The sequence below is a fragment of the Nocardiopsis sp. iso_25 genome (assembly GCF_056173305.1).
Map to the genome: position 1 here is coordinate 6,437,208 of NZ_CM149667.1, position 20,405 is coordinate 6,457,612.

The 20,405-nt window shown below is 71.4% G+C and carries 20 protein-coding genes and 1 CRISPR repeat array; of the genes, 8 read left to right on the forward strand and 12 right to left on the reverse strand.

Annotated features, from left to right (window positions below):
- Positions 1–17: 17 nt before the first annotated feature.
- Together AC0VX6_RS27700 and AC0VX6_RS27705 are read right to left on the reverse strand one after the other, a co-directional pair.
- Entirely contained in the window at positions 18–410 is a 393-nt protein-coding gene (locus tag AC0VX6_RS27700; RefSeq protein WP_475466841.1) for a hypothetical protein, read from the reverse strand.
- Positions 411–478: 68 nt separating this feature from the next.
- Positions 479–1,228, reverse strand: a complete 750-nt coding sequence (locus tag AC0VX6_RS27705; protein ID WP_274975405.1) for a L,D-transpeptidase — start codon at positions 1,226–1,228, stop codon at positions 479–481.
- 222 nt (positions 1,229–1,450) lie between these two features.
- Here AC0VX6_RS27705 and AC0VX6_RS27710 point away from each other — a divergent pair, with 222 nt between their 5' ends.
- The 4 genes from AC0VX6_RS27710 to AC0VX6_RS27725 all read left to right on the forward strand — a co-directional run bounded on the left by AC0VX6_RS27710 (position 1,451) and on the right by AC0VX6_RS27725 (position 5,806).
- Positions 1,451–2,155 carry a response regulator transcription factor gene (locus AC0VX6_RS27710; RefSeq protein ID WP_475466842.1) on the forward strand — a complete coding sequence of 235 codons (705 nt, stop codon included), beginning with the start codon at positions 1,451–1,453 and terminating at the stop codon, positions 2,153–2,155.
- Positions 2,139–4,310, forward strand: coding sequence for an ATP-binding protein (locus tag AC0VX6_RS27715; RefSeq protein ID WP_475466844.1), 2,172 nt, complete (start codon positions 2,139–2,141; stop codon positions 4,308–4,310). Before AC0VX6_RS27710 ends, AC0VX6_RS27715 begins: the two co-directional genes overlap by 17 nt.
- Positions 4,311–4,532: 222 nt before the next feature.
- The gene (locus AC0VX6_RS27720) at positions 4,533–5,207 is read left to right on the forward strand and encodes a hypothetical protein (protein ID WP_475466846.1); all 675 of its coding nucleotides are present in this window, start codon (positions 4,533–4,535) and stop codon (positions 5,205–5,207) included.
- Positions 5,204–5,806, forward strand: coding sequence for a hypothetical protein (locus tag AC0VX6_RS27725; protein ID WP_475466848.1), 603 nt, complete (start codon positions 5,204–5,206; stop codon positions 5,804–5,806). Before AC0VX6_RS27720 ends, AC0VX6_RS27725 begins: the two co-directional genes overlap by 4 nt.
- Positions 5,807–5,810: 4 nt before the next feature.
- Here AC0VX6_RS27725 and AC0VX6_RS27730 read toward each other — a convergent pair whose 3' ends face one another.
- From AC0VX6_RS27730 to AC0VX6_RS27760, 7 genes are all read right to left on the reverse strand, one after another.
- On the reverse strand, positions 5,811–6,641 hold the full coding sequence (locus AC0VX6_RS27730; protein WP_475466849.1) for an ABC transporter permease: 831 nt from the start codon (positions 6,639–6,641) through the stop codon (positions 5,811–5,813).
- Entirely contained in the window at positions 6,638–7,870 is a 1,233-nt protein-coding gene (locus AC0VX6_RS27735; RefSeq protein ID WP_475466851.1) for an ATP-binding cassette domain-containing protein, read from the reverse strand. The genes AC0VX6_RS27730 and AC0VX6_RS27735 overlap by 4 nt, the downstream gene beginning before the upstream one ends.
- Before the next feature lie 147 nt (positions 7,871–8,017).
- The gene (locus AC0VX6_RS27740; protein WP_274975412.1) at positions 8,018–8,224 is read right to left on the reverse strand and encodes a BldC family transcriptional regulator; all 207 of its coding nucleotides are present in this window, start codon (positions 8,222–8,224) and stop codon (positions 8,018–8,020) included.
- A 99-nt stretch (positions 8,225–8,323) separates the two neighbouring features.
- Complete coding sequence (locus AC0VX6_RS27745; RefSeq protein WP_475466852.1) at positions 8,324–8,614, reverse strand: hypothetical protein; 291 nt, start codon at positions 8,612–8,614, stop codon at positions 8,324–8,326.
- On the reverse strand, positions 8,611–8,859 hold the full coding sequence (locus AC0VX6_RS27750) for a hypothetical protein (RefSeq protein ID WP_475466854.1): 249 nt from the start codon (positions 8,857–8,859) through the stop codon (positions 8,611–8,613). Before AC0VX6_RS27750 ends, AC0VX6_RS27745 begins: the two co-directional genes overlap by 4 nt.
- Entirely contained in the window at positions 8,859–9,020 is a 162-nt protein-coding gene (locus tag AC0VX6_RS27755) for a hypothetical protein (RefSeq protein ID WP_475466855.1), read from the reverse strand. The genes AC0VX6_RS27750 and AC0VX6_RS27755 overlap by 1 nt, the downstream gene beginning before the upstream one ends.
- The gene (locus AC0VX6_RS27760; protein ID WP_475466856.1) at positions 9,017–9,457 is read right to left on the reverse strand and encodes a hypothetical protein; all 441 of its coding nucleotides are present in this window, start codon (positions 9,455–9,457) and stop codon (positions 9,017–9,019) included. Before AC0VX6_RS27760 ends, AC0VX6_RS27755 begins: the two co-directional genes overlap by 4 nt.
- Positions 9,458–9,682: 225 nt before the next feature.
- On the opposite strand from AC0VX6_RS27760, the gene AC0VX6_RS27765 reads away from it, so the two are divergent.
- The 3 genes from AC0VX6_RS27765 to AC0VX6_RS27775 all read left to right on the forward strand — a co-directional run bounded on the left by AC0VX6_RS27765 (position 9,683) and on the right by AC0VX6_RS27775 (position 12,156).
- A complete protein-coding gene (locus tag AC0VX6_RS27765) occupies positions 9,683–10,534 on the forward strand; it encodes a DUF5753 domain-containing protein (RefSeq protein ID WP_168443972.1) in 852 nt (283 codons plus the stop codon).
- A 26-nt stretch (positions 10,535–10,560) separates the two neighbouring features.
- Positions 10,561–10,761: a DUF397 domain-containing protein gene (locus AC0VX6_RS27770; RefSeq protein ID WP_061082160.1), complete on the forward strand. Its 201-nt coding sequence runs from the start codon at positions 10,561–10,563 to the stop codon at positions 10,759–10,761.
- Between the two features lie 159 nt (positions 10,762–10,920).
- The gene (locus tag AC0VX6_RS27775) at positions 10,921–12,156 is read left to right on the forward strand and encodes an IS701 family transposase (RefSeq protein ID WP_475464928.1); all 1,236 of its coding nucleotides are present in this window, start codon (positions 10,921–10,923) and stop codon (positions 12,154–12,156) included.
- A gap of 166 nt (positions 12,157–12,322) precedes the next feature.
- On the opposite strand, the gene AC0VX6_RS27780 is transcribed toward AC0VX6_RS27775, so the two are convergent.
- From AC0VX6_RS27780 to AC0VX6_RS27790, 3 genes are all read right to left on the reverse strand, one after another.
- The gene (locus AC0VX6_RS27780) at positions 12,323–13,459 is read right to left on the reverse strand and encodes a methyltransferase domain-containing protein (protein WP_475466857.1); all 1,137 of its coding nucleotides are present in this window, start codon (positions 13,457–13,459) and stop codon (positions 12,323–12,325) included.
- A gap of 295 nt (positions 13,460–13,754) precedes the next feature.
- Positions 13,755–14,454: a CRISPR direct-repeat array (repeat unit 29 nt; unit sequence GGGACCATCCCCGCGTGCGCGGGGAGCAG).
- A 171-nt stretch (positions 14,455–14,625) separates the two neighbouring features.
- On the reverse strand, positions 14,626–16,167 hold the full coding sequence (locus tag AC0VX6_RS27785; RefSeq protein ID WP_475466858.1) for a type 1 periplasmic-binding domain-containing protein: 1,542 nt from the start codon (positions 16,165–16,167) through the stop codon (positions 14,626–14,628).
- A gap of 28 nt (positions 16,168–16,195) precedes the next feature.
- Entirely contained in the window at positions 16,196–18,250 is a 2,055-nt protein-coding gene (locus AC0VX6_RS27790) for a hypothetical protein (RefSeq protein ID WP_274975426.1), read from the reverse strand.
- Positions 18,251–18,573: 323 nt separating this feature from the next.
- Here AC0VX6_RS27790 and AC0VX6_RS27795 point away from each other — a divergent pair, with 323 nt between their 5' ends.
- Positions 18,574–20,340, forward strand: coding sequence for an ABC transporter ATP-binding protein (locus tag AC0VX6_RS27795; protein WP_475466860.1), 1,767 nt, complete (start codon positions 18,574–18,576; stop codon positions 20,338–20,340).
- The last annotated feature ends 65 nt before the right edge of the window (positions 20,341–20,405 follow it).

Here is a 20,405-nt window from a genome sequence, read left to right on the forward strand (position 1 = left end):
GGTCGTGGACCAGCTGGTCAGCCGGTGTAGTTCGGGTCCGCGGGCATGGGGACCGGAGCCGCGGCCTCCTCGATCTCCCGCTCGCGGTCCCGCTGCTCCTGCTCGGCCGCCTCGTCATCCTCGGCCGGGGCGGGCTCCTCGGACGGAACCGCGCTCTCACACGGCTCGACCCCCGCACCGGACTCCTCGCCCGGCGCACCCTCACCGGGCGCCCATCCGCCGGGCTCCTCGGACGGGGCCACGGCACCGGAGTCCTCGGCGGGGGCCGCGGAACCGTCCTCGGCAGGCAGCCCCGCGCACTCGGCCGGGGCGGGGGCGGGGGCGGACGATTCGTCGGCCCAGACGGGAGATCCGCCGAACAGGGCGGCGGCCGCGAAACCGGCGACGATCAGGTAGTTCTTCAGACGCATGTCGGTCCTCGTGTGTGAGTTCGTGTGCGCGGGATACCGTCCCGCGCGGCGGTCCGGAGCCGGTCGCCTCAGCCGGAGATCTCGACCGGGGTGCCGATCGGCAGGTTCTCGGCCATCCAGGTGATGTCCTCGTTGGAGACCCGGACGCACCCGTGGCTGATCTCGCGGCCCAGGGCGTCCTCGTCGTCGGTGCCGTGCACGGCGAGCTGGCCGGGCCCGCCGGCGAACGTCTCCAACGTCTCGGAGAACCCGCTCAGGCCGAAGGCGTAGACCCCGTAGGGCCCCTCCGGGTCCGGCGGCTGGAGCAGCTCGGTGAAGTAGTAGCGGCCCTCGGGGGTGGGGGTCTCGCCCTCCCCCGTGCCGATCACCCCGGTGCGCACCTCCTCGTCCCCGTCGAAGACGGTGAACTCGAAGTCGCCGGTGTCGACCTCCACGCGGTACGCCGTGGAGGTCAGCCACACGTCGTCGCTCCTCACCCAGCCCGTGCTGCCGTTCGGTCGGACCGGCAGCAGGACCTGGAGCCACTCGCCCTCGTTGCGCTCGACGAGGAACGCGCGCTCCACCCCGAAGTCGTTCGGACTCGCGAGGGTGTGCAGCACCTCCTCGCCGCCGGGCTCGGCGTGGACGTCGACCCCGTCGCCGACGACCGTCGCGATCTCCACGCCCTCGACGCCGTTGCCGGCGGCGTCGACGGGCGCGTCCTCCGACGCCGGTTCGTCGGCCGTGGCGGACGAGCAGGCCGTGAGCGCTACCAGGACAGCGGCGGCCGCGAGGGACGTCAGAGTCCGGCTGGGGCGTGCGGGCATCGTTGGGCGCATGGGGTTTCCGTCCGGCTTCGTTCGGGGAGGCGTCCGGCGTGCTCGCGCTCCGGACGACAACGAACACTGGCCGACGAATGTGAAGAACCCGTGTGCCCGTCGTGTGGGACCTGTGTGGTGACCTGCGGAGGCTCCACCGGCCCGCCCCGGCGCCCTCGCGCGCACGCGTACGATCGAGCCGCACCGAGGCCCGACCGGGCCGGAAGCCGATCGGAGGTCACCGTGTGCGCGCATGTGCTGGTCGCCGAGGACGACGTCAACCAGGCCGACCTGATCCGGCGCTACCTGGAGCACGAGGGGCACTTCGTCCGCGTCGTGCACGACGGGCGCGCGGCGGTCGCGGCGCATCACCGGGACCGCCCCGACCTGGTCGTCCTGGACGTGATGATGCCGGTCATGAGCGGCCTCGACGCGTGCCGGGCCCTGCGGGCGGAGTCCGACGTGGCGGTGCTGATGCTCACCGCCCGCTCCACCGAGGAGGACTTGCTGACCGGGCTCGACCTGGGCGCGGACGACTACGTCACCAAGCCCTACAGCCCGCGTGAGCTGATGGCGCGGGTGCGCACGCTGCTGCGCCGCTCGCGCAGGGACCCCGCCGAAGCGGACCGGGTGCTGCACGCGGGCCCGGTCTCGGTGGACCCGTCGCGCCACGCCGTGCGGGTGGACGGAACTCCGATCACCTGCACGCCCGCCGAGTTCCAGCTGCTCGCCGCACTCGCCGCCCAGCCGGGCCGGGTCCTGACGCGCGCGCAGCTGCTGGAGCACATCCACGGCATGAGCCGGTTCATCACCGAGCGCACCATCGACGTGCACGTGAAGAATTTGCGCCAGAAGCTGGAGCCGGACCCGCGCAGACCGGTGCGGCTGGTCACCGTGTACGGCGTCGGCTACAAGCTCGTCGGGAAGACCGATGACCGGTCGGCGTAGGGGCGCGCTGCGGCACAGCCTGCTGGCGCGCCTGCTGGCGAGTTCGGTGCTGGTGGCGGTCTGCTCGATCTTCGCGACGGCGTGGCTGGCGGTGCAGAGGACGTCGGAGTCGCTCACCGTGCAGCAGGGGGAGACCCTGGCCGTGGACACACGCATCCACGACACGCTCGTCGCCTACGCCGCCGCCCACCCCGGGTGGGACGGCGTGGGCGAGACTGTGCGGTACCTGTCCGAGGACACGGGTCGGCGGATCGTCCTGACCACCGAGAACCACGGGCTGGTCGCGGACTCGGCCGAGGAGGTCCGGCCGCTTCCGCCGCGGACGACCTCGGTGGTCGATCCGCTGGCCGTGGACGTCACCCTCGCCTCCGACGTCACCGGGCGCATCGACCCCCGCGCGGTGGGGCCGTTCGCGCTGCCGGAGCGGGAGCGGCTCCACCTGGCCGAGCGGGCGGAGAACACCGCGTCCTGCCTGCGCGACCTGTACGGGATGGCGGTGGAGGTGGAGGCCGGGCCCAGCGGACGCCCCGCCGTCACCGTGGCCCAGGCGGACCGGTACGCGTGGCTGGACTGCGGGCTGGAGGCGCTGGAGGAGCCGACCGACGGCGAGCGGGAGGCGCTGGAGGAGCTGAACGGCCTGGTCAGGACCTGCCTGGGCGTGGAGACTCCCGAGGAGGCGGAGGCGGAGTACCGGATGGACGGGGTCCTCGGGGTCCCCGTGGCGTTCTCCGTCAGCTCCGCGACGGCCCCCGGGGGCTTCGCGGACGAGGCCCGCGCCCCGCGCGACCTCCCGGCGCCCGGGGAGGAGACGGTCGCTCCCGGAGAGGTGCCGGGCGACCCCGGCGGCGGGAATCCCGTGCCCGTGGAACCCTCCGAGGAGGTCCGGGACCCGGCCGGGGGCTCGGGCGCGCCTCCCGCTCAGGACGAACCGGCGCCGTCGCGGGAGCCGTCGCCGCCTCTGGTGCCCCAGGAGGTCCCGACCCCGGGGGCGGTTCCCGAGGAGATGGGCGGTTGGGGGTCCGGGGCGCCCCAGCCGCCGCGCTTCGACGCCCGCACCTCCGCGTGCCTGGACTCCGCCCGGCGCGAGCAGTTGGACCCCTACGTGGCCCCGGCGGCGCTGCTGTTCACCGACGATCCCGAGGCGGAGGCGTCGGGTGTCGTGCCGCTGACCGGCGAGGGTCTGGGCCGGGTCTTCGGTGTGGTGCTGCTGGTACTGGTGTTGACGGTGGTGGTGAGCGTGGCGGTGTCCACGCGGCTCGTCCGCCCGGTGCGCGCGCTGACCGACGCGGTGCGGCGGATGCGCGAGGGGCGGGGGGACTCGCGGGTGGAGGTGCGCGACTCCGGCGAGCTGGGCCAGCTGGCGGACGCGTTCAACGAGATGGCCGAGCACCTGGAGCGGTTGGAGAAGCAGCGCCGGGCGATGGTCAGCGACGTCTCGCACGAACTGCGGACGCCGCTGAGCAACCTGCGCGGCTGGCTGGAGGCGGCCCAGGACGGGGTCGCCGACCTGGACCGGGAGCGGATGGGGATGCTGGTCGGCGAGACGCTGCTGCTCCAGGACATCGTCGACGACCTCCAGGACCTGGCGCTGGCGGACGCGGGCAAGCTGCGGCTGTCCCCGGAGCCGGTGGACGCCGGGGCGCTCGTGGAGCAGGTGGTGGACAGCCAGCGGCTGAGGGCCGCCGGGGCCGGGTTGCGGCTGGTGGCGGAGGCCGGGGACGAGGCCGGGCATGAGGCCGGGAGCGTGGTGGTCGTCGCCGACCGGACCCGGCTGGTGCAGGTGGTCGGGAACCTGCTGGGGAACGCGCTGCGGCACACCCCGGCGCCCGGAACGGTGACCGTGCGGGCGCGCCGCTCGGGCGGGGAGGCGGTCGTCGAGGTGGCCGACACCGGTGTGGGCATCCCGGCGGAGGACCTGCCGCACGTGTTCGACCGGTTCTGGCGGGCGGACAAGTCGCGCAACCGGCGCACCGGCGGGAGCGGGCTGGGGCTGGCCATCGTGCGCAACCTGGTGGAGCTGCACGGCGGGTCGGTGGCGGTGGAGAGCGTCGTCGGTGAGGGAACCACGTTCACGGTGCGGCTGCCGTTGGAGGGACCGCGAGGGGCGGAGGAACCGGAGTGGCCGGAGGGATCGGAGTGGCTGTCGGAGGACTGAGGGGGTCGTGCCGCTGGCCGCCGGGGCCGGAAGGCGGAGCCCAGCGCGGCAGCCGGTGGCGGTGACGGTGACGGTGACGGTGACGGTGGACCGTACATGGAAACGCGTGCGCGACCGGAGGCGGCCACGCCACGTCCGGAATGCCCTGTCTCGTCTAGGATTCGGACAGGCGCGACACCGGCCCGACCGCGCTTCCCCCTGCCCCGGGCCCGCGGAGGATGTGTGCACCAGCCCCCGAACGTCCGCCGCCCGAGCTACACGGACCTGTACGGCCCGGGGTTCGGCGCGATGGTGGTCTGCTGGATCACGTCCTTCCTGCTCCTCGTCATTCTTGCGGTGGCGAAGGGCCTCCATGCCGTCATGAGGGATCTCGCCTGGTTCGGCGTGGACGCCGCCTGGGCGGACGCCGCCGCAACCTTCTCCGGCACTCTCGGAACCGCCTTGTTGGTTCCTCTTCCCCTGCTCAACGTCCTCGCTCTGTTTCTCACCGCCTCCTTGGACGCGGTGCACCCGAAGAACCTGCCTCCATGGACAACGCGCGAACAACTGCGTGAGGCGCGGGTCCTGTCGAGCAACGCCGTCATGGGCGGTGACCCCTGGACGAACTTCCTCGCGCGTGTCCACGCCGGAGTGCACCTCAGGTCCTTCGGTTGGGTGTTGCCCCGTTGGGGGCTGGTCAGCTATCTCGTCCTGAACGGGCTGATGATCGGCAACGCTGTGTTCCTACTCGTGCGAGGGTTCCGACACGAGGACCCCGCCCTCATGGCGATAGCTCTGAACAACATCTCCCTCTTCGCCGGATTCGCCACCCTTATCCTGGCTCTCAGGGCCCGGCGTCAGCGAATGCGCACCTTCTGCGACCTCTACGACGCGGCCCAGGGACGGATGGTCCGATGAGCCAGGAGCGCCCTTCCCTCTCCTACCGCATGCGTCTCTACGCCCACCGGAACCCGCAGCGGTACGCAGTTCGCTCCGGGGTCCTCGGCGGCGTCTTCTTCGGCTGCTTTACGGCGCTCTTCTTCGCGTTCTTCCTTCCGAGTGTCGGGAGTAGCGCTCTGTGGTACTTACTGATCGGTGGGTTTTCTGCAATCCTCTTCGGACTGTTCATCGGGGTGGTCACCAGGGGGGAAATCCCCGAGGAGCTTCTCCCGGACGTCGGCCGCGCCCGCTTGCGCGCGGCCGGGCGTCTGGTCCTCCGTGGAGTTCCCGGAACCGATCCTGAGACCAACCAGATCGCCCGGCACCAGGCCAGGGCGGTTCTGAGGGCGCCGTACTGGCCGAAGACCATGGTCGTGCTCTTCGGTCTGAGCTTCGCGCTGCAACTGTGGATAGCGTTCACCAATACCGGACCGCTGGCTTGGGGAAACGCCGTGACCCTAGCCGTGTCCGCCCTCGCGCTGTTCCTGGTGGCACCGCTCACCGCACGCCAACGCAGGCGGGCCCGGGCCTTCCTCGCCGCGCTGGAGGAGGACCCGGGCCCGCGCCCGGACGCCTGAGCCCTCAGCGGCCGAGCGCCCGGAACCGCCGCACGCACAGCGGGAAGAAGACCGCCGTGAGCACCAGCGGCCAGACCACCGCCATGAGCACCGCGTTCTGCGCGATCCAGCTCTCCCCGCCCCACCCCGGGTTGCCGAACAGCTCCCGGGTGGCGGCGACCGTGGACGACAGCGGGTTCCAGTCCGCGACCGCGCCCAGCCACACCGGCATGGACGCCGTCGCCACGAAGGCGTTGGACAGGAAGCCCAGCGGGAACTCCAGCATGTGCACGGCCCCGAGGGCGCCCTCGCCCCGCACGGCCAGGCCCACGTAGACGCCCACCCACACCAGCGAGAAGCGCAGCAGCAGGAGCAGCCCGATCCCGGCGGCGGCCTCACCGAGGGTGCCGTTCCACTGCCACCCCACCAGTAGGCCGCACAGGACCAGCAGGACCAGGGTGATCGCCGACCGGAGCATGTCCGCCGCGCACCGGCCCACCACGACGGCCGAGGGCGCCATGGGCATGGAGCGGAACCGGTCGGTGACGCCGCGCGCGGCGTCCTGGGACACGGCGGTGACCGTCTCGCCCACCCCGAAGACCATCGCCATGGCGAACATGCCGGGCATCAGGAACTCCCGGTAGTCCCCGCCGCCGGGCACGGTCATCGCCCCGCCGAACAGGAACCCGAACATCAGCACCATGACCACGGGGAACAGCAGTCCCGCGACGAGCTGGCCGGGCTGGCGCAGCCAGTGCACGACGTCGCGCCGGGCGATGGTCCACCCGTCCGCCAGCGCCCAGCGCAGCCGGTCGGCGGGCGCGGACACCGCGCCCCGGATGACGGTGTCGTTCATCGGCTCTCCCCCACTCGGTCGTCGCTGTCCTCGTGCTCTCCGCGCTCGCCGTGTTCCCCGCTGTCACCGCGTTCCCCACGAACGTCGTGGCCGTCACCGCCACCGGCGTCGCGGTCACCTCCGTCACTGACGTCACGGCCGCCATCGGCGTCACGGTCGCTCCCGCCACTGCCGTCACGACCGCCACCGCCGTTACCGACTTCGCCAGCTTCACCGACGCCCTCACGGCCACGGCGGTCCCCGTGGCCGTCGCGGTCACCGTGGTCACCGCGGTCCCCTCGGTCGCCATGACCGCCGGTCAGGTGCAGGAAGACCTCGTCCAGGGTCGGGCGGCGCAGTGCGACGTCCTCCACCTCGATCCCCTCCTCCTCCAGCGCCCTCACCACTTCGGTGAGGGCCGCGACCCGGTTCCGAACACCGGCGCCGATCCGGCGCGCGTCGGCCTCGACCTCGGGCCGCTCTCCGGTCACCCGGCCGATGAGGGCGGCGGCCCGGTCCAGCGCGGCGGCCTCGTGGAGCACCACGTCGAGCCGGTCACCGCCCAGCCGGGACTTGAGTTCCTCCGGCGTGCCCTCGGCGACGACGCGGCCGGAGTCGACCACCGAGATCCGGTCGGCGAGCTGGTCGGCCTCCTCCAGGTACTGGGTGGTGAGCAGCACCGTGGTGTCGCCCGCGACCAGGGCGCGGACGGCGTTCCACACCTCGTTGCGGCCCCGGGGGTCGAGTCCGACGGTGGGCTCGTCCAGGAACAGCACGGGCGGGGACAGGATCATGCTGGCGGCCAGGTCCAGGCGGCGGCGCATTCCGCCGGAGTAGGCGCTGACCGGCTTGCGTCCGGTGTCGGCCAGGCGGAAGCGTTCCAGCAGCTCGTCGGCCCGCGCGGCGGCGCGCCGGGCGCCCAGGTGGTAGAGGCGGCCGAACATCTCCAGGTTCTGCCGTCCGCTGAGCACCTCGTCCACGGCGGCGTTCTGGCCCACCAGGCCGATGCTCCGGCGGACCGCGTCCCCCTGGGAGGACACGTCGTACCCGGCGACGTGCGCGGTGCCCTCGTCCGCGCGCAGCAGCGTGGCCAGGACGCGTACGGCGGTGGTCTTGCCAGCGCCGTTGGGCCCGAGCAGCCCGCACACGCTGCCCGCGGGCACGTCCAGGTCGAACCCGCGCAGCGCCCAGCTCTTCCCGTAGCGCTTGCCCAGACCGCGCGCGGTGACCGCGCCTCCGGTCGTGTTCACAGCGTTCCCCTCTCCACGCTTGTCGTACGCCGTACAGTACGGCCTACGATCGAGGGAACACAAGGGATTCGGAGATAATTCCGTACGGCGTACAGAATCTTTTTTTCCGGCCTGGGACGGGGTACCGCCTCCACTCCGCGCCGGGGTTCAGGCGGTGGGCCGCTGGTCGGCCCGGAGCAGTCGGCGGACCTCGGCCGGGACGAAGCGCAGGTGGCCGCCGGGAGTACGGACCACGGGGATGCGGCCCTGTGCGACCCACCGGTTCACGGTCCTGGGATTGACCCTGAACAGGTCGCCCACCTCGGCCACGGTGAGCAGGGAAACGGGCAGGTCGGTGCGGGGTGCGTGGGCCATGGGAGTCCTTCGTCAGGGGCGTGGCGGGGCGGAAGCCAAAGGGGTTAAGGGTGGAGGGCCGCGCGCCGGGGGCCCGGAGCCGCCCGGCGCGCGGCCGGTTCAGGGAGTGCGCTGCCGGGGGATGGACGGCGGCTTCTCCAGTGGCAGTGCCTCCAGTGGTGACCTCCACACGACCGGGTGGAAGCGGTGGTGTTCCCACGGGGTGCGGCAGACGCGGACCTGCGTGCCCTGCTGGGCGCCGTAGACCTCCTCGTGCTGCCAGGTCGAGCCCAGGTAGCGGACTCTCACCCTGTGGGCGCGGGCCCAGGCGCGCAGGGCCTCCCTGCTCTCGACCTCGTGCACCTCGAACACGGTCCTCGGTTCGCGGCGCGGCTCGGGCACGGCGGTCATGGCTTGTTCCCCTGCCGTTGACCGGATTCGCGCAGCTCGCGGGCGGCCTGCTGAGCCAGGCGGGCGAGCTTCTCCAGGGCGGCGACGCGTGCGGCGCGGCCGTGCGCGCTCCAGCCCGGGGAGAGGTCGACGTGGCAGGCGGCCACGGCCAGGGAGACGAGAGAGCCGGAACCGTTGGCCTCATGACACAGGCGGACGTCGTCGCACGTCAGGTCCGTGATGGTGACGGCGGTGGTCGCGGACATCATCGCTTCGCCTCCCGGAGTGCCTGGTGTGCGGCGGTGAGCACGATCGGGAGGGCGCCCGTGGCGACGCTGACCCATGCCGTGGGCAGGACGGTGAGGAAGGGGCGGACGCGGTTGCTGCGGCTGCGGCTGCGGCGCGACCGGAAGGCGAGGGAGTTCACGCCCTCACCCCCTCGAAGGTTCGGGCGGCCTGGATGGCCTGGACAGTCTGGGCGGTCTGGGCGGCCTGGGCGGTGTGCCACTGGCGGACCACGGCGGTGAGGTCGGTGAGATCGCCCGGTGGGCGCGGTGGTGGCGCGGCTGGAGCGATGACGTGCAGGAGGTCGCCGCCGAGGTGGTCGGGGACGGACCGCTTGTCTGTTCGCGCCTGTTCCCATGCCCGGTAGTAGGGCGGGATGAGGTCGCGCTCCACCGGGGGTTCGACGGGCTCCGGAGGAGGGGGCGGCGGGTCCTGCCACTCCCAGCGGCGGCGCACGGGCGTGCAGCGGCTCGGGGCTTGGGTTCGAGCGGGAGGCGGCGCGGACCGCGTGTGGCGGCCCCGGGCGGGCGGGGCTATCGCCCGCCACAGCATGACGAAGAACTGGATCAGGTATCGCACGAGGCGACTCCTCAGTCGGGCGCCGGATGGGTGGTCCGGCAAGGGCACTTAGGTGCCTCCATGGTGACCCATCGTCACCGAATCTGCAATATCCACCTGACATGAATAATAAGATCAAGGTGAACCAGTCGATACATGTGGATGGTGCGAACAATGTCTGCTTCGCGTGCACGGAGCGTAGGATCGAAGGCCAAGAAGCCCGCCCGACCAAGGAGTCCTGCGCCGTTGCCCGCCTCCCCCACGTTGAGAAGAAAGCGCCTGTCGCGGCAGCTCGACGCGCTGCGCGAGGCGAACCATCTGACCGTGGACGCCGCCGCGAAGAAGGCGAAGGCGCTCCGTCCAGACCGGCCGTGGTCAGCCGCCAAGATCACCAGGATGGAAAACGCGGACTGGAAGAGACTCCACACCGATGACGTCCTCACGCTCCTCGACGTCTACGGGGTGACCTCCAAGGAGGAGCGCACCTCCTACGTGCGCACCGCGACGGAGGCATCCCAAACGGGCTGGTGGACCAACTACGGCGACATCTTGGGCGCAGGTCTCTACGTGGACCTGGAGACAGAGGCGATCCGTCTTCGTACCTACGAGTGCCTGTACATTCCTGGCCTGCTGCAGACCGAGGAGTATGCGCGCGCCGTCATCAGCGCTGGCACCTCGGACGAACGAGAGATCGAGCGCCGGGTTGAGGCGCGCATGATGCGGCAGACCTTGATGGAGCACGGACAGGGTCCGCGGCTGTGGGCGATCATCGACGAGGCGGCCTTTCACAGGATTCCGCCTGAGGTCGTGGACGGACAGATCCAGAAGCTCCTTGACGCACAGCTGCCGTCGCGACGGGTTCAGATCCAAGTGCTGCCCTACAGCGTCGGTCCGCATGCCGCGATGACGGGCCAGTTCGTCATCATGGACTTCCCCGCTGACCCGAGCACTCTCTACCTCGAACAGGCCATGAGCAGTTTGTTCCCCGAGGATTCAGTGGTCCTGGAACACTACGAGGGTCTGTATGACCGTGTACACGCGCAAGCGCTGTCCGTGGATGACTCGCGCCGCTTCATGCAGGAACTCATCACCAAGTAACCGCCCGGTACCGGTAGAGGACGCCGATGCTTACCCACAGCTCCACCCACCTGACCTTCCGCAAGTCGAGCTACTCCTCCGCGCAGGGCGAGAACTGTGTGGAGGTCGCGGACCTGCCCAGCGGTGCTGCGGTTCGCGACAGCCAGAACCCTGCTGAGGGACACCTGGCGTTCTCCTGCAGTCAGTGGACGGCGCTCCTGGGGACTGTGCGCTCCAGCAGCCTGTAGACCGCCCACGAAGAAGGCCCCCGACGACGTGCGTCGAGGGCCTTCCCCGTGCTTATACCTAAGCACCCGCCACGGAGTGTACTCGTGTTCGCGTCCTTTCGACTAGTAGTACTTCGTTAAGTCTATGATTTCGCGGTCTGGTTCCGCCATCATGGACCCGTGGACCTGACCGCTGTAGAAGAACTCCGTGAGGACCTCGACGCGTTCTGCGCCGAGGTCCTCGCCTCCATCCCCCGTAAGGACTCCCGGGCCTGGGGCAGCTGCTACCTGCGCGGATTAATGCTGGACGGGCGACGCAAGTCCATCCAACCCATGGCCGAGCGCCTGCCCGACGGCAACATGCAAGCGCTGCAGCAGTTCGTGGGCCAGTCCCCCTGGGACCACGTCCCCGTCCAACGCCGCGTGGCCACCAAGGCCAGCCGGGCCATCGATCCGGATGCGTGGGTGATCGATGACTCCGGTATCCCCAAAGCGGGCACCGAGTCGGTGGGAGCGGCCCACCAGTGGTGCGGCGCCCTGGGCAAGCAGGCGGTGTGCCAGAGCGCGGTCAGCTTGCACGCGGTCACCGACACCGCGTCGGTGCCGCTGAACTGGCGGCTCTACCTGCCCAAGGAGTGGGCCAACCCCGCCGATGAGCGCCGCGCCAAAACGGGTGTGCCCGAGCAGGTGGGCCACCGGGAGAAGTGGCGGCTGGCCCTGGACATGGTGGATCAGGCCCGCTCCTGGGGGCTTGAGGACCAGGTGGTGGTGGCCGATGCGGGGTACGGGCAGATCCACGGCTTCCGGCAGGGTCTGGCCGAGCGCGGTTTGGACTACGTGGTCGCGGTACGCGGTGATCTCAACGCCCACCCCGGTGGGGTGGTGCCCCAGGCACCCGAGCGGCCTGGTCCGGGTCCGCGTCTGCCGCGCTATCGGACCCCGGCCCGGACGCTGAAGGAGTTGGCGCTGGAGCGGGGGCGTGGGGCCTTGCGCCGGTGCACCTGGCGGCAGGGCTCACGTGGGGCGATGCGGGGCCGGTTCCTGGTCATGGACGTGCGTTTGGCGGGTAAGTCCGCCCGCGAGGCGGCTCTGGCCCGGGCAGGAGGCCGGGGTGGTTGGGACGGGGTGCTGCCCGCTCAGACGCTGATCGCCCAGTGGCCCCCGTATGAGCAGGCGCCGACCGATTACTGGTTGACCAGCCTGGATACGAAGACCGCGCTACGGCATCTGGTGCGGTTGGCCAAGATCCGGTGGCGGATCGAGCACGACTACCGCGAGCTCAAGCACGGTCTGGGGTTGGATCACTACGAGGGACGGACCTGGCGGGGCTGGCACCACCACGTCACGCTGGTCAGCGCGGCCCAAGCGTTCCTGACCCTGCGGAGGCTGGACCCAAAAAGTCGGACGTCGGTCTGAGTCTGTACCAGGTGTTGGAGGAGCTCCAACGGGTGCTGCTGTGCTGGACCGGCGTGTGCCACACCTGTCACCGACCACTCGCACAGCAGCACCCACCCGACACAAGTTAACGAAGTACTACTAGATACCGCCCCCGGGAGACGAGCCTGCACGAAACGAGACACGGTCACGCCGGGGCCGCCACCAGGCGGGTGGGCTCGTCGAGCCACACCTCCTGGCCCTCGGTAGTGACTGTCAGCCCGAACCGGGCCCGGCCGGGCTGACCCCAGCCGACCCAGGTGAGGTAGGCGCGCTCCAGTTCCTCCCACAGGGCCCGAGGCCCCTGCTGCTCGACGCCGCACCGCGTGTACCGCGGATCGTAGGCCACGCGTGCGGCCGACCCGTTGCCGTCCCAGAGCCAGAGCTGGAACGTGCCCGCCTCGCCGTTCGCGCCATGCCCGAACAGACCCGGGAGCATTCCCGCGATGGCGACGTGCGCACCCGGGTCGGCGCCGACAACGCGCCGCGGATCGAGCAAGGTGGAACCTTCCCGCCAGTCGCCGCCCTCGTCGGCCGCTGGGGCGGGCGGGCGCTGGGAGCGCAGCATCATGTACGTGCTGCCGTTGGTGAACCGACCGACCGCACAGTCTTCACCGATGACGGTGAGTCGGGTCTGGTGGCCATGGCCGAAGCCGGGCACCCACGGCAGGACTATGCGACCACCGGGCCGGGTCTGCGCGACCCAGGCGCGCGGGACGGTGCGGACGCCGCAGGTGACGTGTACACCGTCGTAGGGAGCCCCGTCCGCCCAGCCGTCCGTGCCGTCACCGACGATGAGGGTCGGTGCCCACTCGGCGCGCTCCAGGTTGGCGGCGGCGCCCTTGGCGACCTGGTCGTCGACCTCGATGGTGGTGACCGCCCCCGCTCCCAGCTCGGAGGTGAGCAGGGCGGCCGTCCATCCGGTGCCGGTGCCGATCTCCAGGATCTGGTCTCCCGGATAGGAGTCCAGCAGCTCCAGGAAGTCGACCACGATCCCGGGGGCCGACGCGGAACTGGTGTAGTCGCCGACGCCCACGGACAGCTCGGTGGCGCCGTCGTCGAGCTGGGTGACGATAGCGGTGTCGGTGTACACGGCGGTGCGCCAGGCGTCGGGGGCGGCGTCACGGTCGATCGGGTACGGGGGTGAGCCGTCCACCGGCACGGCCATCGCAGCGGCCGGGATGAACAGCTCCCGGGGGACGGCGGCCAAGGCGGCGTGCCAGCGCCGGTCGGTCAGGTACCCCGACCGGCTCAGGTCGTCCGCGAGGGACGCGGGGCCCGTCATCCCTTGGGCTTCTCACGGGTGCCGCCGCCAGGTGTCGGGGAGTCCGGCGAAGGCGGTTCGGGCTCGAACGGCCTGCTGGGCTTGGGCTGGCCCTCATGCTTGGCCATGGCGCTCCTTACACAGGGGAACAGGTCACACAGAGGGTAACCCTCCTGCCACTACCTGCCATGAAAATCGGCCGGTCCCGGACAGCGCCGGTTGCGCGGTGCCGGACCGGGGTAGCGCTGGCTCCCAGCCGTTCGTGTCTGTCGCCTTCCCTGTCGGCGATCACAGCCTGGCTGTCGAAAATCTCCATGGGACCATCCCCGCGTGCGCGGGGAGCAGGGCCTACCGGAGGTGCCTGCCGACATCGTCATGGGACCATCCCCGCGTGCGCGGGGGGCAGCGTGAGCGTCCGCGAGGTGACCCGATGAGCGAGGGACCATCCCCGCGTGCGCGGGGAGCAGCCGAGGCTGCCGTCCGCATCCAACTGGCGGGCGGGACCATCCCCGCGTGCGCGGGGAGCAGCTCGGCGCGGTCATGCTCATCGGTGCCAGCTGGGGACCATCCCCGCGTGCGCGGGGAGCAGCCGAGCGTGGTCTGCAAGGTGAGGCGGTTGCCGGGACCATCCCCGCGTGCGCGGGGAGCAGCAACTAGTCATTGACTAAAAATAGGGACCTCGGGGACCATCCCCGCGTGCGCGGGGAGCAGGGAGGTCGCCGCCGCCCGCGCCGAGGTCGCCGGGGACCATCCCCGCGTGCGCGGGGAGCAGCGCACCGGCGCGTAGTACAGGCGGGTGGCGTCGGGACCATCCCCGCGTGCGCGGGGAGCAGTGCCCCGAGGGGCAGCACCGGCACAGGCCGGAGGGACCATCCCCGCGTGCGCGGGGAGCAGGGGGGTGTGCAGGGGAGCGGCGCGCCAACGCCGGGACCATCCCCGCGTGCGCGGGGAGCAGCGTGCCCGGCCGGGCACGGGCGAACTCTCTTTGGGACCATCCCCGCGTGCGCGGGGATCAGACTCGCTGAACTGGGAACTTACCAGCGGCAAGCAGCCGAATTTCCAACTTCCCGAGAAACAGACATTCCACCCACAAAGCCGAGTCCGATCCAACCGATGATTCCACACAGGCCCACGCGTTCACCGTGCCGAACGGGCACACGATCAGCGAGCCGCCCAGAACCAGGAAGTCACACCCCTGCGACACCGCCGATGACGTGCGGGTGGGCCCTGGGCTCCTCACCCTCCAGAGGCAGCTCGACCACGGGCACGTACCGGCCGACCGCCTCCCCGCCGTACTCGTCGCTGTAACCGAGGGTCCCGCCGCCCGCCCGTACCTCGTGGGCGCTGTTGAGCAGCATCAGCTGGGAGGCCACCTCCTCCGCGGTGGGCGGGCCGCCGTCCAGGTCCATCCCGTTGGTCATCCGCACCGCACTGGCCGCCACGGCGAACGCGTCGTGGTTGACCAGGGCGTATCCGTTGTTGAGTGCGTCGGTCCCCTCGTCCCCCACGTACTCGTGGAAGGCGCTCACGAAGGACCCGTAGTGCGGCGGCGCGTTCTCGGGAACCCGTCCGGTACTCCAGCGCGGATCGATCGACGAGGCGTAGACCAGGGTGATGTCCCCGTCGCGCAGGTAGCCCATCACCTCCTCGTCGTCCACGGCGGTCAGGCCGATCACCGAGAACAGCACCCGGAAGTGCTGGTCGGAGCAGGCCCGGCTGGCCAAGGAGGCGAGGAACTCCTTGAGGTCCGGGGCCCGCCCCGCGAAGAGCACCGTGTCGGTGTCCGAGGCGCACACGTTGAGGGTCACCGTGTGGAACAGGCCCGCACGGGGCGGGTCCCCGACGGTCGTGCCGGTGTACTCCTGAGGGTGCCCGGTGATGTACACGCCGAGCTGGTTCTCGTAGGCCTCGCGTAGTGAGGAGACGAACAGGTCGGGTTCGTTGGCGTCGTAGACCAGGCTCGCCCTGGGCGCCTCCTCCAGATCGTCGAGGTAGGCACGCAGCGCCCGCACGTACTCGGTGTTGCTGGGCGCGGCGCGCATCAGGCCCGGCGTCTCGGGGTGGGCCAGGCCGTCAGCGGTGACCGCGGCCGAGACCATGGGGATGCCGTGCACGTCCAGGCGGGCGGCCACGTCCCGGGTGGAGCTGACGCTCACGCCCATGCCGATCACCGCGACGAGGGGATTCTCCTCGTCTTCGGCCATGGCCACGAGTTCGTCCACCACCGGCTCCCAGCTCTCCTGCTGCCCGCCCACGTTGGCCAGGTGGAGCTGGATCGCCGGCCTCCGGTCACCGAAGTGGGGGGTGTGGTTGGCCCGCATCTGGGCGGTGTGGGCCCCCTCCAGTGACCTGACCATACGGACGGGGTCCATGGGGCTGACGTCGCCGAAGGTGAGCGTGCCCAGGAGGGCGATGCGGACGACGTGCCCGTCGGCCTCCTCCGCCACCCGGGTGTTCTCCTCAGCGATGGCCGCCTGCACCTCGGTGTACTCCTCGTGGTAGATGTACGACCCGTCGGTGACGCCCACGCACTGCCCCTCGGACAGGCGCACGCCGCTTCCGGGCCCGCCGCAGGTGAACACGTCCCAGTAGAGGGCGACCGGAACCAACAGCAGGAGGACCAGCACCGGGACGACCAGCTTCCACCAGCGCCGCAGCCGCCTGCGGACGAGGGAGCCCGGACCGCCGGGCACGTGCGGGGACAGGGGGGCGTTGTGGGGGCCGGTCATGGTCGTCCCTTCTGTGGTGGGCGGTCGCTCACGCCTTGGCGCCGAACTTGGCGACCAGACGCAGGTGCCACGCCGCCTCGTCGAAGATGTGCGCCGCTCCCTTCGGAGCCCGTCCGGCGAGGTCGTTCAGCGCCATGTGGCAGACCGAGTGGAGCGCCCCGGAGCGGAAGAGGTCGGGGTCGTTGAGGATCTGGCGGGCCGCGACGAGCTTGAGGACGGTCTCGGTCTCCTCACCTCCCTCCGCCCCCTCCGGGGCCGCGTGCCGCTGCCAGGTGTGCGTCCACGCGTCCAGGAGCGGGAACGACGGACGGACCCGCAGGGGCGCCGCGGTGACGCCCCGCAGCAGGCGGACCCACTCCTCGCCGCCGATGTCGGGTGCCTTGAGCCAGCCCTGGAGGTGCCAGGCCACGCGGGTGAGCTGCCCCGCGCAGAGGCGGTGGTAGATCGCGCACTCGGCGGAGCGCCGGTTGTCGGACTCCCCGCTCTGGTAGTGGTCGGCGAGCCTGCGGTGGACGGCGTCCCAGTCCCCCGGGGCTCCGCTCGGGCGCCGGGCCAGACTGCGGGACAGGAGGCGGCGCAGCACGGTGGTCGCCTCCGGAGCAGCGCGGTCCCACAGGGGGTGGTCGAGGAGGCGGTCCTCCTCGACGCGTTCGGTGAGCTCGCCCGACCGGTTCAGCCACAACCCCGCGTCGGGGTCCCTGGCGGCGGAACAGGTGACCAGCGCCTCCCGCAGGCGCTGGTCGAGGCGGTCCGGGTCTACGCCCAGGGCCGTGGCGAGCATGCCCTCCTCCACGGTCACGGCCGACTCCAGCCTGGTGGCCGGGTCGACGGGGCGGTGGGCGAGGGCGGCGTGCAGGCTGGTGCCCCGGACCGCGACCCAGGCGTCGGCGAGCTGGGCGGTGGTTCCGGGGTGTCCTCCGGTGAAGTCCGCGAGGAGGTCGACGATCTCGTTGGAGACGTGACCGCTGCCCTTGGCGCGGGAGCGGGCGCGCGAGAACAGTTCGCCGATGGCGCGCCGGTCGAGCGGTTCCAGGGGGGAGAAGCGCATGTACTGCCGGGTGTCCTCGTAGAACCGTTGGAGGGGTACGCCCTCGACCGTCTCGGACGAGGTGGCGACCACGGTGAACGGTTCCGGGAAGCCGACGCCGCCGAGGAGCCCGCTCCGGGCGAAGGGCGCCGGGACCTCGGCGAGGGACCGCAGGAGCACGGGCCCCACGCCCCGGTCGGCGTTGTCCAGCAGCAGGACCGGGGTGGGCTGGTAGCCCACGCGCCTGGCCGCGTGCTGGAGGTCGGTGAACAGGGCCTCGCTCAGGAAGCGGGCCACCTTCTCCCGGTTGGAGATGCGGGACACCGCGTCCACGGCGTCGGGCTCGCGGGCTTGGAGCCACAGGTGGTAGAGGGAGTCGGCCACCTGTTCCCGGGCCTGCCCGCCCTGGCCCTGCGCGCGCATCCACTCGAAGACGCGCTCCAGGACGCGGGCGCCCATGCCGGACACGGCGGCGGCCCACCGGGCGAGGTCGACGGGCAGCGGGTCGACGCCGACCAGTTCGGCGGGCGGGATGAGGTCGCCCGCCTCGCTCAGGAACCTGCTCAGCCGTCCCATTCCGCTGGGCCACACCTGGTCCACCAGGGCGGTGATCTCGGCGTGCGCACGGTCGTTGCGGCTCCTGATGTCGCCCTCGTCGCCCGGCGCCGCGTCGGCGTCGATCTCCAGGCGGACGGTGATCAGGCTGATCCAGAGCCGGGGGAACTGGAGACGTCCGTAGTAGCGCAGGGCGCGGGCCAGGCCCCTCTCCTGGTGGGAGGAGATCGCGGCGAAGGCGTCGGGAACGCTGGAGTGGTACCTGACGTCGGCGAGGTCGAGGTGGGCGTGGGGGACGCCGAGCCTCTCCAGTTCACGGGCCTTGTGCAGGGCGAAGTGGGACTTGCCGTACCCCCGGGGGCCGTGCACGAGCAGGACGGGGCGTCGGCGGCCGGGCGGCCCCGACCAGCCGGGGTCCACGAGTTCCTTGTAGCACACGGCCTGCGCCTCCTGCCCGACCGGTGTCTCATGACCGTCCGGCACCTGCGCGCCATTCGTCACGACCCGATGGCCTCCCTCTGTCCGCTCCCGTTCCGACTCGCCACCGACATATGATGCGCGCCCTGCTGCGGTTTATGGCCATATCGGGTTTTTGTGACGTACGCGTTATGAGAAACATCCGCATATGAGTGCTCTGTTTTCTCATGTGAAGATTGATTTTGGTGTTTCTGATGTTGCTGATGGTGCTTCTGAGAGCGCGTTAAAAGCGCGTACTCCGGAGTTTTCCACAGAAGTAGGAGCCGCCTTCCGGCGCGGCGTCGGCCCTGTTTCCATGAAGGTGAAAGAGCGAGAACCCCTGGTCCGACGATCCGAACGGAGGCCCCGTGACCGGCACCGAGGCGGCACCCGCCCCCCGCACGTCCGCCGCCGACACCGGCCCGCGTCCGCGCGTGCCCGAACCCGGCGCACCGGACGCCCGGGGCCCCTGGCGCTACCTGTGGTGGCTCATCGCCTCCCAACCGTGGCGAGTCCTGGCCGGAGCCTTCTGGGGAACGGTCTGGATGGTCGGCCTCATGGTGATGCCCTACCTCATCTCCCGCGCCGTCGACGACGGACTACGGTCCGGGGACCGGGGCGCGCTACTGCTGTGGGTGGGCGCCTTGGCGGGCACGGGGATCCTCAACGCGGCCGTGTCGATCATGCGCCACCGCACCATGACGCTCGTGCGGATGGACGCCTCGCTGCGGACCATGCGCGTGATGGCCAGACACGCGGCCCGGCTGGGCGCGGCGCTGCCCCGACGGCTCTCCTCCGGAGAGCTGTCCGCCCTCCAAGTGCTGGACGTGGGCCGGATCGCGCACACGCTCACCATGACCGGGCCGGGAGTCGGCTCGGTGATCGCCTACGCCTCGGTCGCCGTCCTGCTGCTGACCGTGTCACCCCTGCTGGCCGCGGTCGTGCTGATCGGCGTACCACTGCTCGCCCTGACCCTGGGACCGCTGCTGCGCAGCCTGCGCGGCGGGCAGAGCGGCTACCGCGAGCAGGAAGGGCTCCTGACCACCCTGGCGGGCGACATCGTCGCCGGGCTGCGCGTGCTGTCCGGCATCGGCGGACGGGAGCGGTTCGCCACCCGCTACCGGGAGCGCTCGGCCTCACTGCTGCGCCAGGGGTACCGGCTCGGCGCGACCAACAGCTGGTTCGAGGCGGTCAGCTCCTGTCTGCCGGTGGTCTTCCTGGCGGTGGTCACCTGGATCGCCGCCCGGCTCGCGGTGGCCGGGGAGATCACCGTGGGCGAGGTGGTCGCCGTGTACGGCTACGTGGCCGTGCTCATCATGCCGGTGTTCTTCCTGATCGAGGCGGCCAGCGCCCTCACCCACGGCCACGTGTCGCTGGAGCGGGTGGTGAAACTGCTGAGGTCCGGGCCCGACCTGCCGGAGGGCGGCGGCGCGGCTCCCCCGGAGGGCCCCGCCGAGCTGTTGGACTCCGAGAGCGGAACGCGGGTGCCGCCGGGGTCGATGACCGCCCTGGTGTCGCTCCGGCCCGGGGACGCGGCGCTGGTGGTGGACCGGCTGGGCCGCTACACCGACTCCGACGCCCGCTGGGGCGGGGTGCCGCTGCGCGACATGGACGTGGAGCGGGTGCGCGACCGCGTCCTGGTCGGCGACAACGAGTCGTACCTGTTCGCCGGTCCGCTGCGCGAGGTGATCGCGGTGCACGGCGGCCGGACTGACGAGCAGGTCATGGAGGCGCTGCGGACGGCAGGGGCGCTGGACCTGGTCTCGTCCCTGCCAGACGGACTCGACTTGGCGGTGGAGGAGCAGGGCCGCAACCTGTCCGGCGGGCAGCGCCAGCGGGTGCGGCTGGCCCGCGCGGTCCTGGCCGAACCGGAGGTGCTGATGCTGGTCGAGCCCACCTCGGCGGTGGACGCGCACACCGAGGCGCTGGTCGCGGCCCGGCTGCACGAGGCGCGCGAAGGGCTCACCACCGTGGTCGCGGGCACCTCGCCGCTGCTGCTGGCGCGGGCGGACCGGGTGGTGCTGCTGGACGAGGGGCGGGCGGTGGCGGTGGGCACGCACGGGGAGCTGGTGGCCACGCGGCCGGACTACCGGGAGCTGGTCCTGCGCGGAGCGGACGAGGGGAGCCGGTCGTGAGCACCGAGACAGGGAAGGGCACAGAGACCGGCGGGAGCACGGGCACCGACAGGAGCACGGACGCC

Excerpts from the sequence above, each read along its gene's own strand:
- AC0VX6_RS27700 (WP_475466841.1), bottom strand. The coding sequence starts at position 410 with ATGCGTCTGAAGAACTACCTGATCGTCGCCGGTTTCGCGGCCGCCGCC.
- AC0VX6_RS27705 (WP_274975405.1), bottom strand. The coding sequence starts at position 1,228 with ATGCGCCCAACGATGCCCGCACGCCCCAGCCGGACTCTGACGTCCCTC.
- AC0VX6_RS27715 (WP_475466844.1), top strand. The coding sequence starts at position 2,139 with ATGACCGGTCGGCGTAGGGGCGCGCTGCGGCACAGCCTGCTGGCGCGC.
- AC0VX6_RS27725 (WP_475466848.1), top strand. The coding sequence starts at position 5,204 with ATGAGCCAGGAGCGCCCTTCCCTCTCCTACCGCATGCGTCTCTACGCC.
- AC0VX6_RS27730 (WP_475466849.1), bottom strand. The coding sequence starts at position 6,641 with ATGAACGACACCGTCATCCGGGGCGCGGTGTCCGCGCCCGCCGACCGG.
- AC0VX6_RS27740 (WP_274975412.1), bottom strand. The coding sequence starts at position 8,224 with ATGGCCCACGCACCCCGCACCGACCTGCCCGTTTCCCTGCTCACCGTG.
- AC0VX6_RS27745 (WP_475466852.1), bottom strand. The coding sequence starts at position 8,614 with ATGACCGCCGTGCCCGAGCCGCGCCGCGAACCGAGGACCGTGTTCGAG.
- AC0VX6_RS27750 (WP_475466854.1), bottom strand. The coding sequence starts at position 8,859 with ATGTCCGCGACCACCGCCGTCACCATCACGGACCTGACGTGCGACGAC.
- AC0VX6_RS27770 (WP_061082160.1), top strand. The coding sequence starts at position 10,561 with ATGCTTACCCACAGCTCCACCCACCTGACCTTCCGCAAGTCGAGCTAC.
- AC0VX6_RS27780 (WP_475466857.1), bottom strand. The coding sequence starts at position 13,459 with ATGACGGGCCCCGCGTCCCTCGCGGACGACCTGAGCCGGTCGGGGTAC.
- AC0VX6_RS27785 (WP_475466858.1), bottom strand. The coding sequence starts at position 16,167 with ATGACCGGCCCCCACAACGCCCCCCTGTCCCCGCACGTGCCCGGCGGT.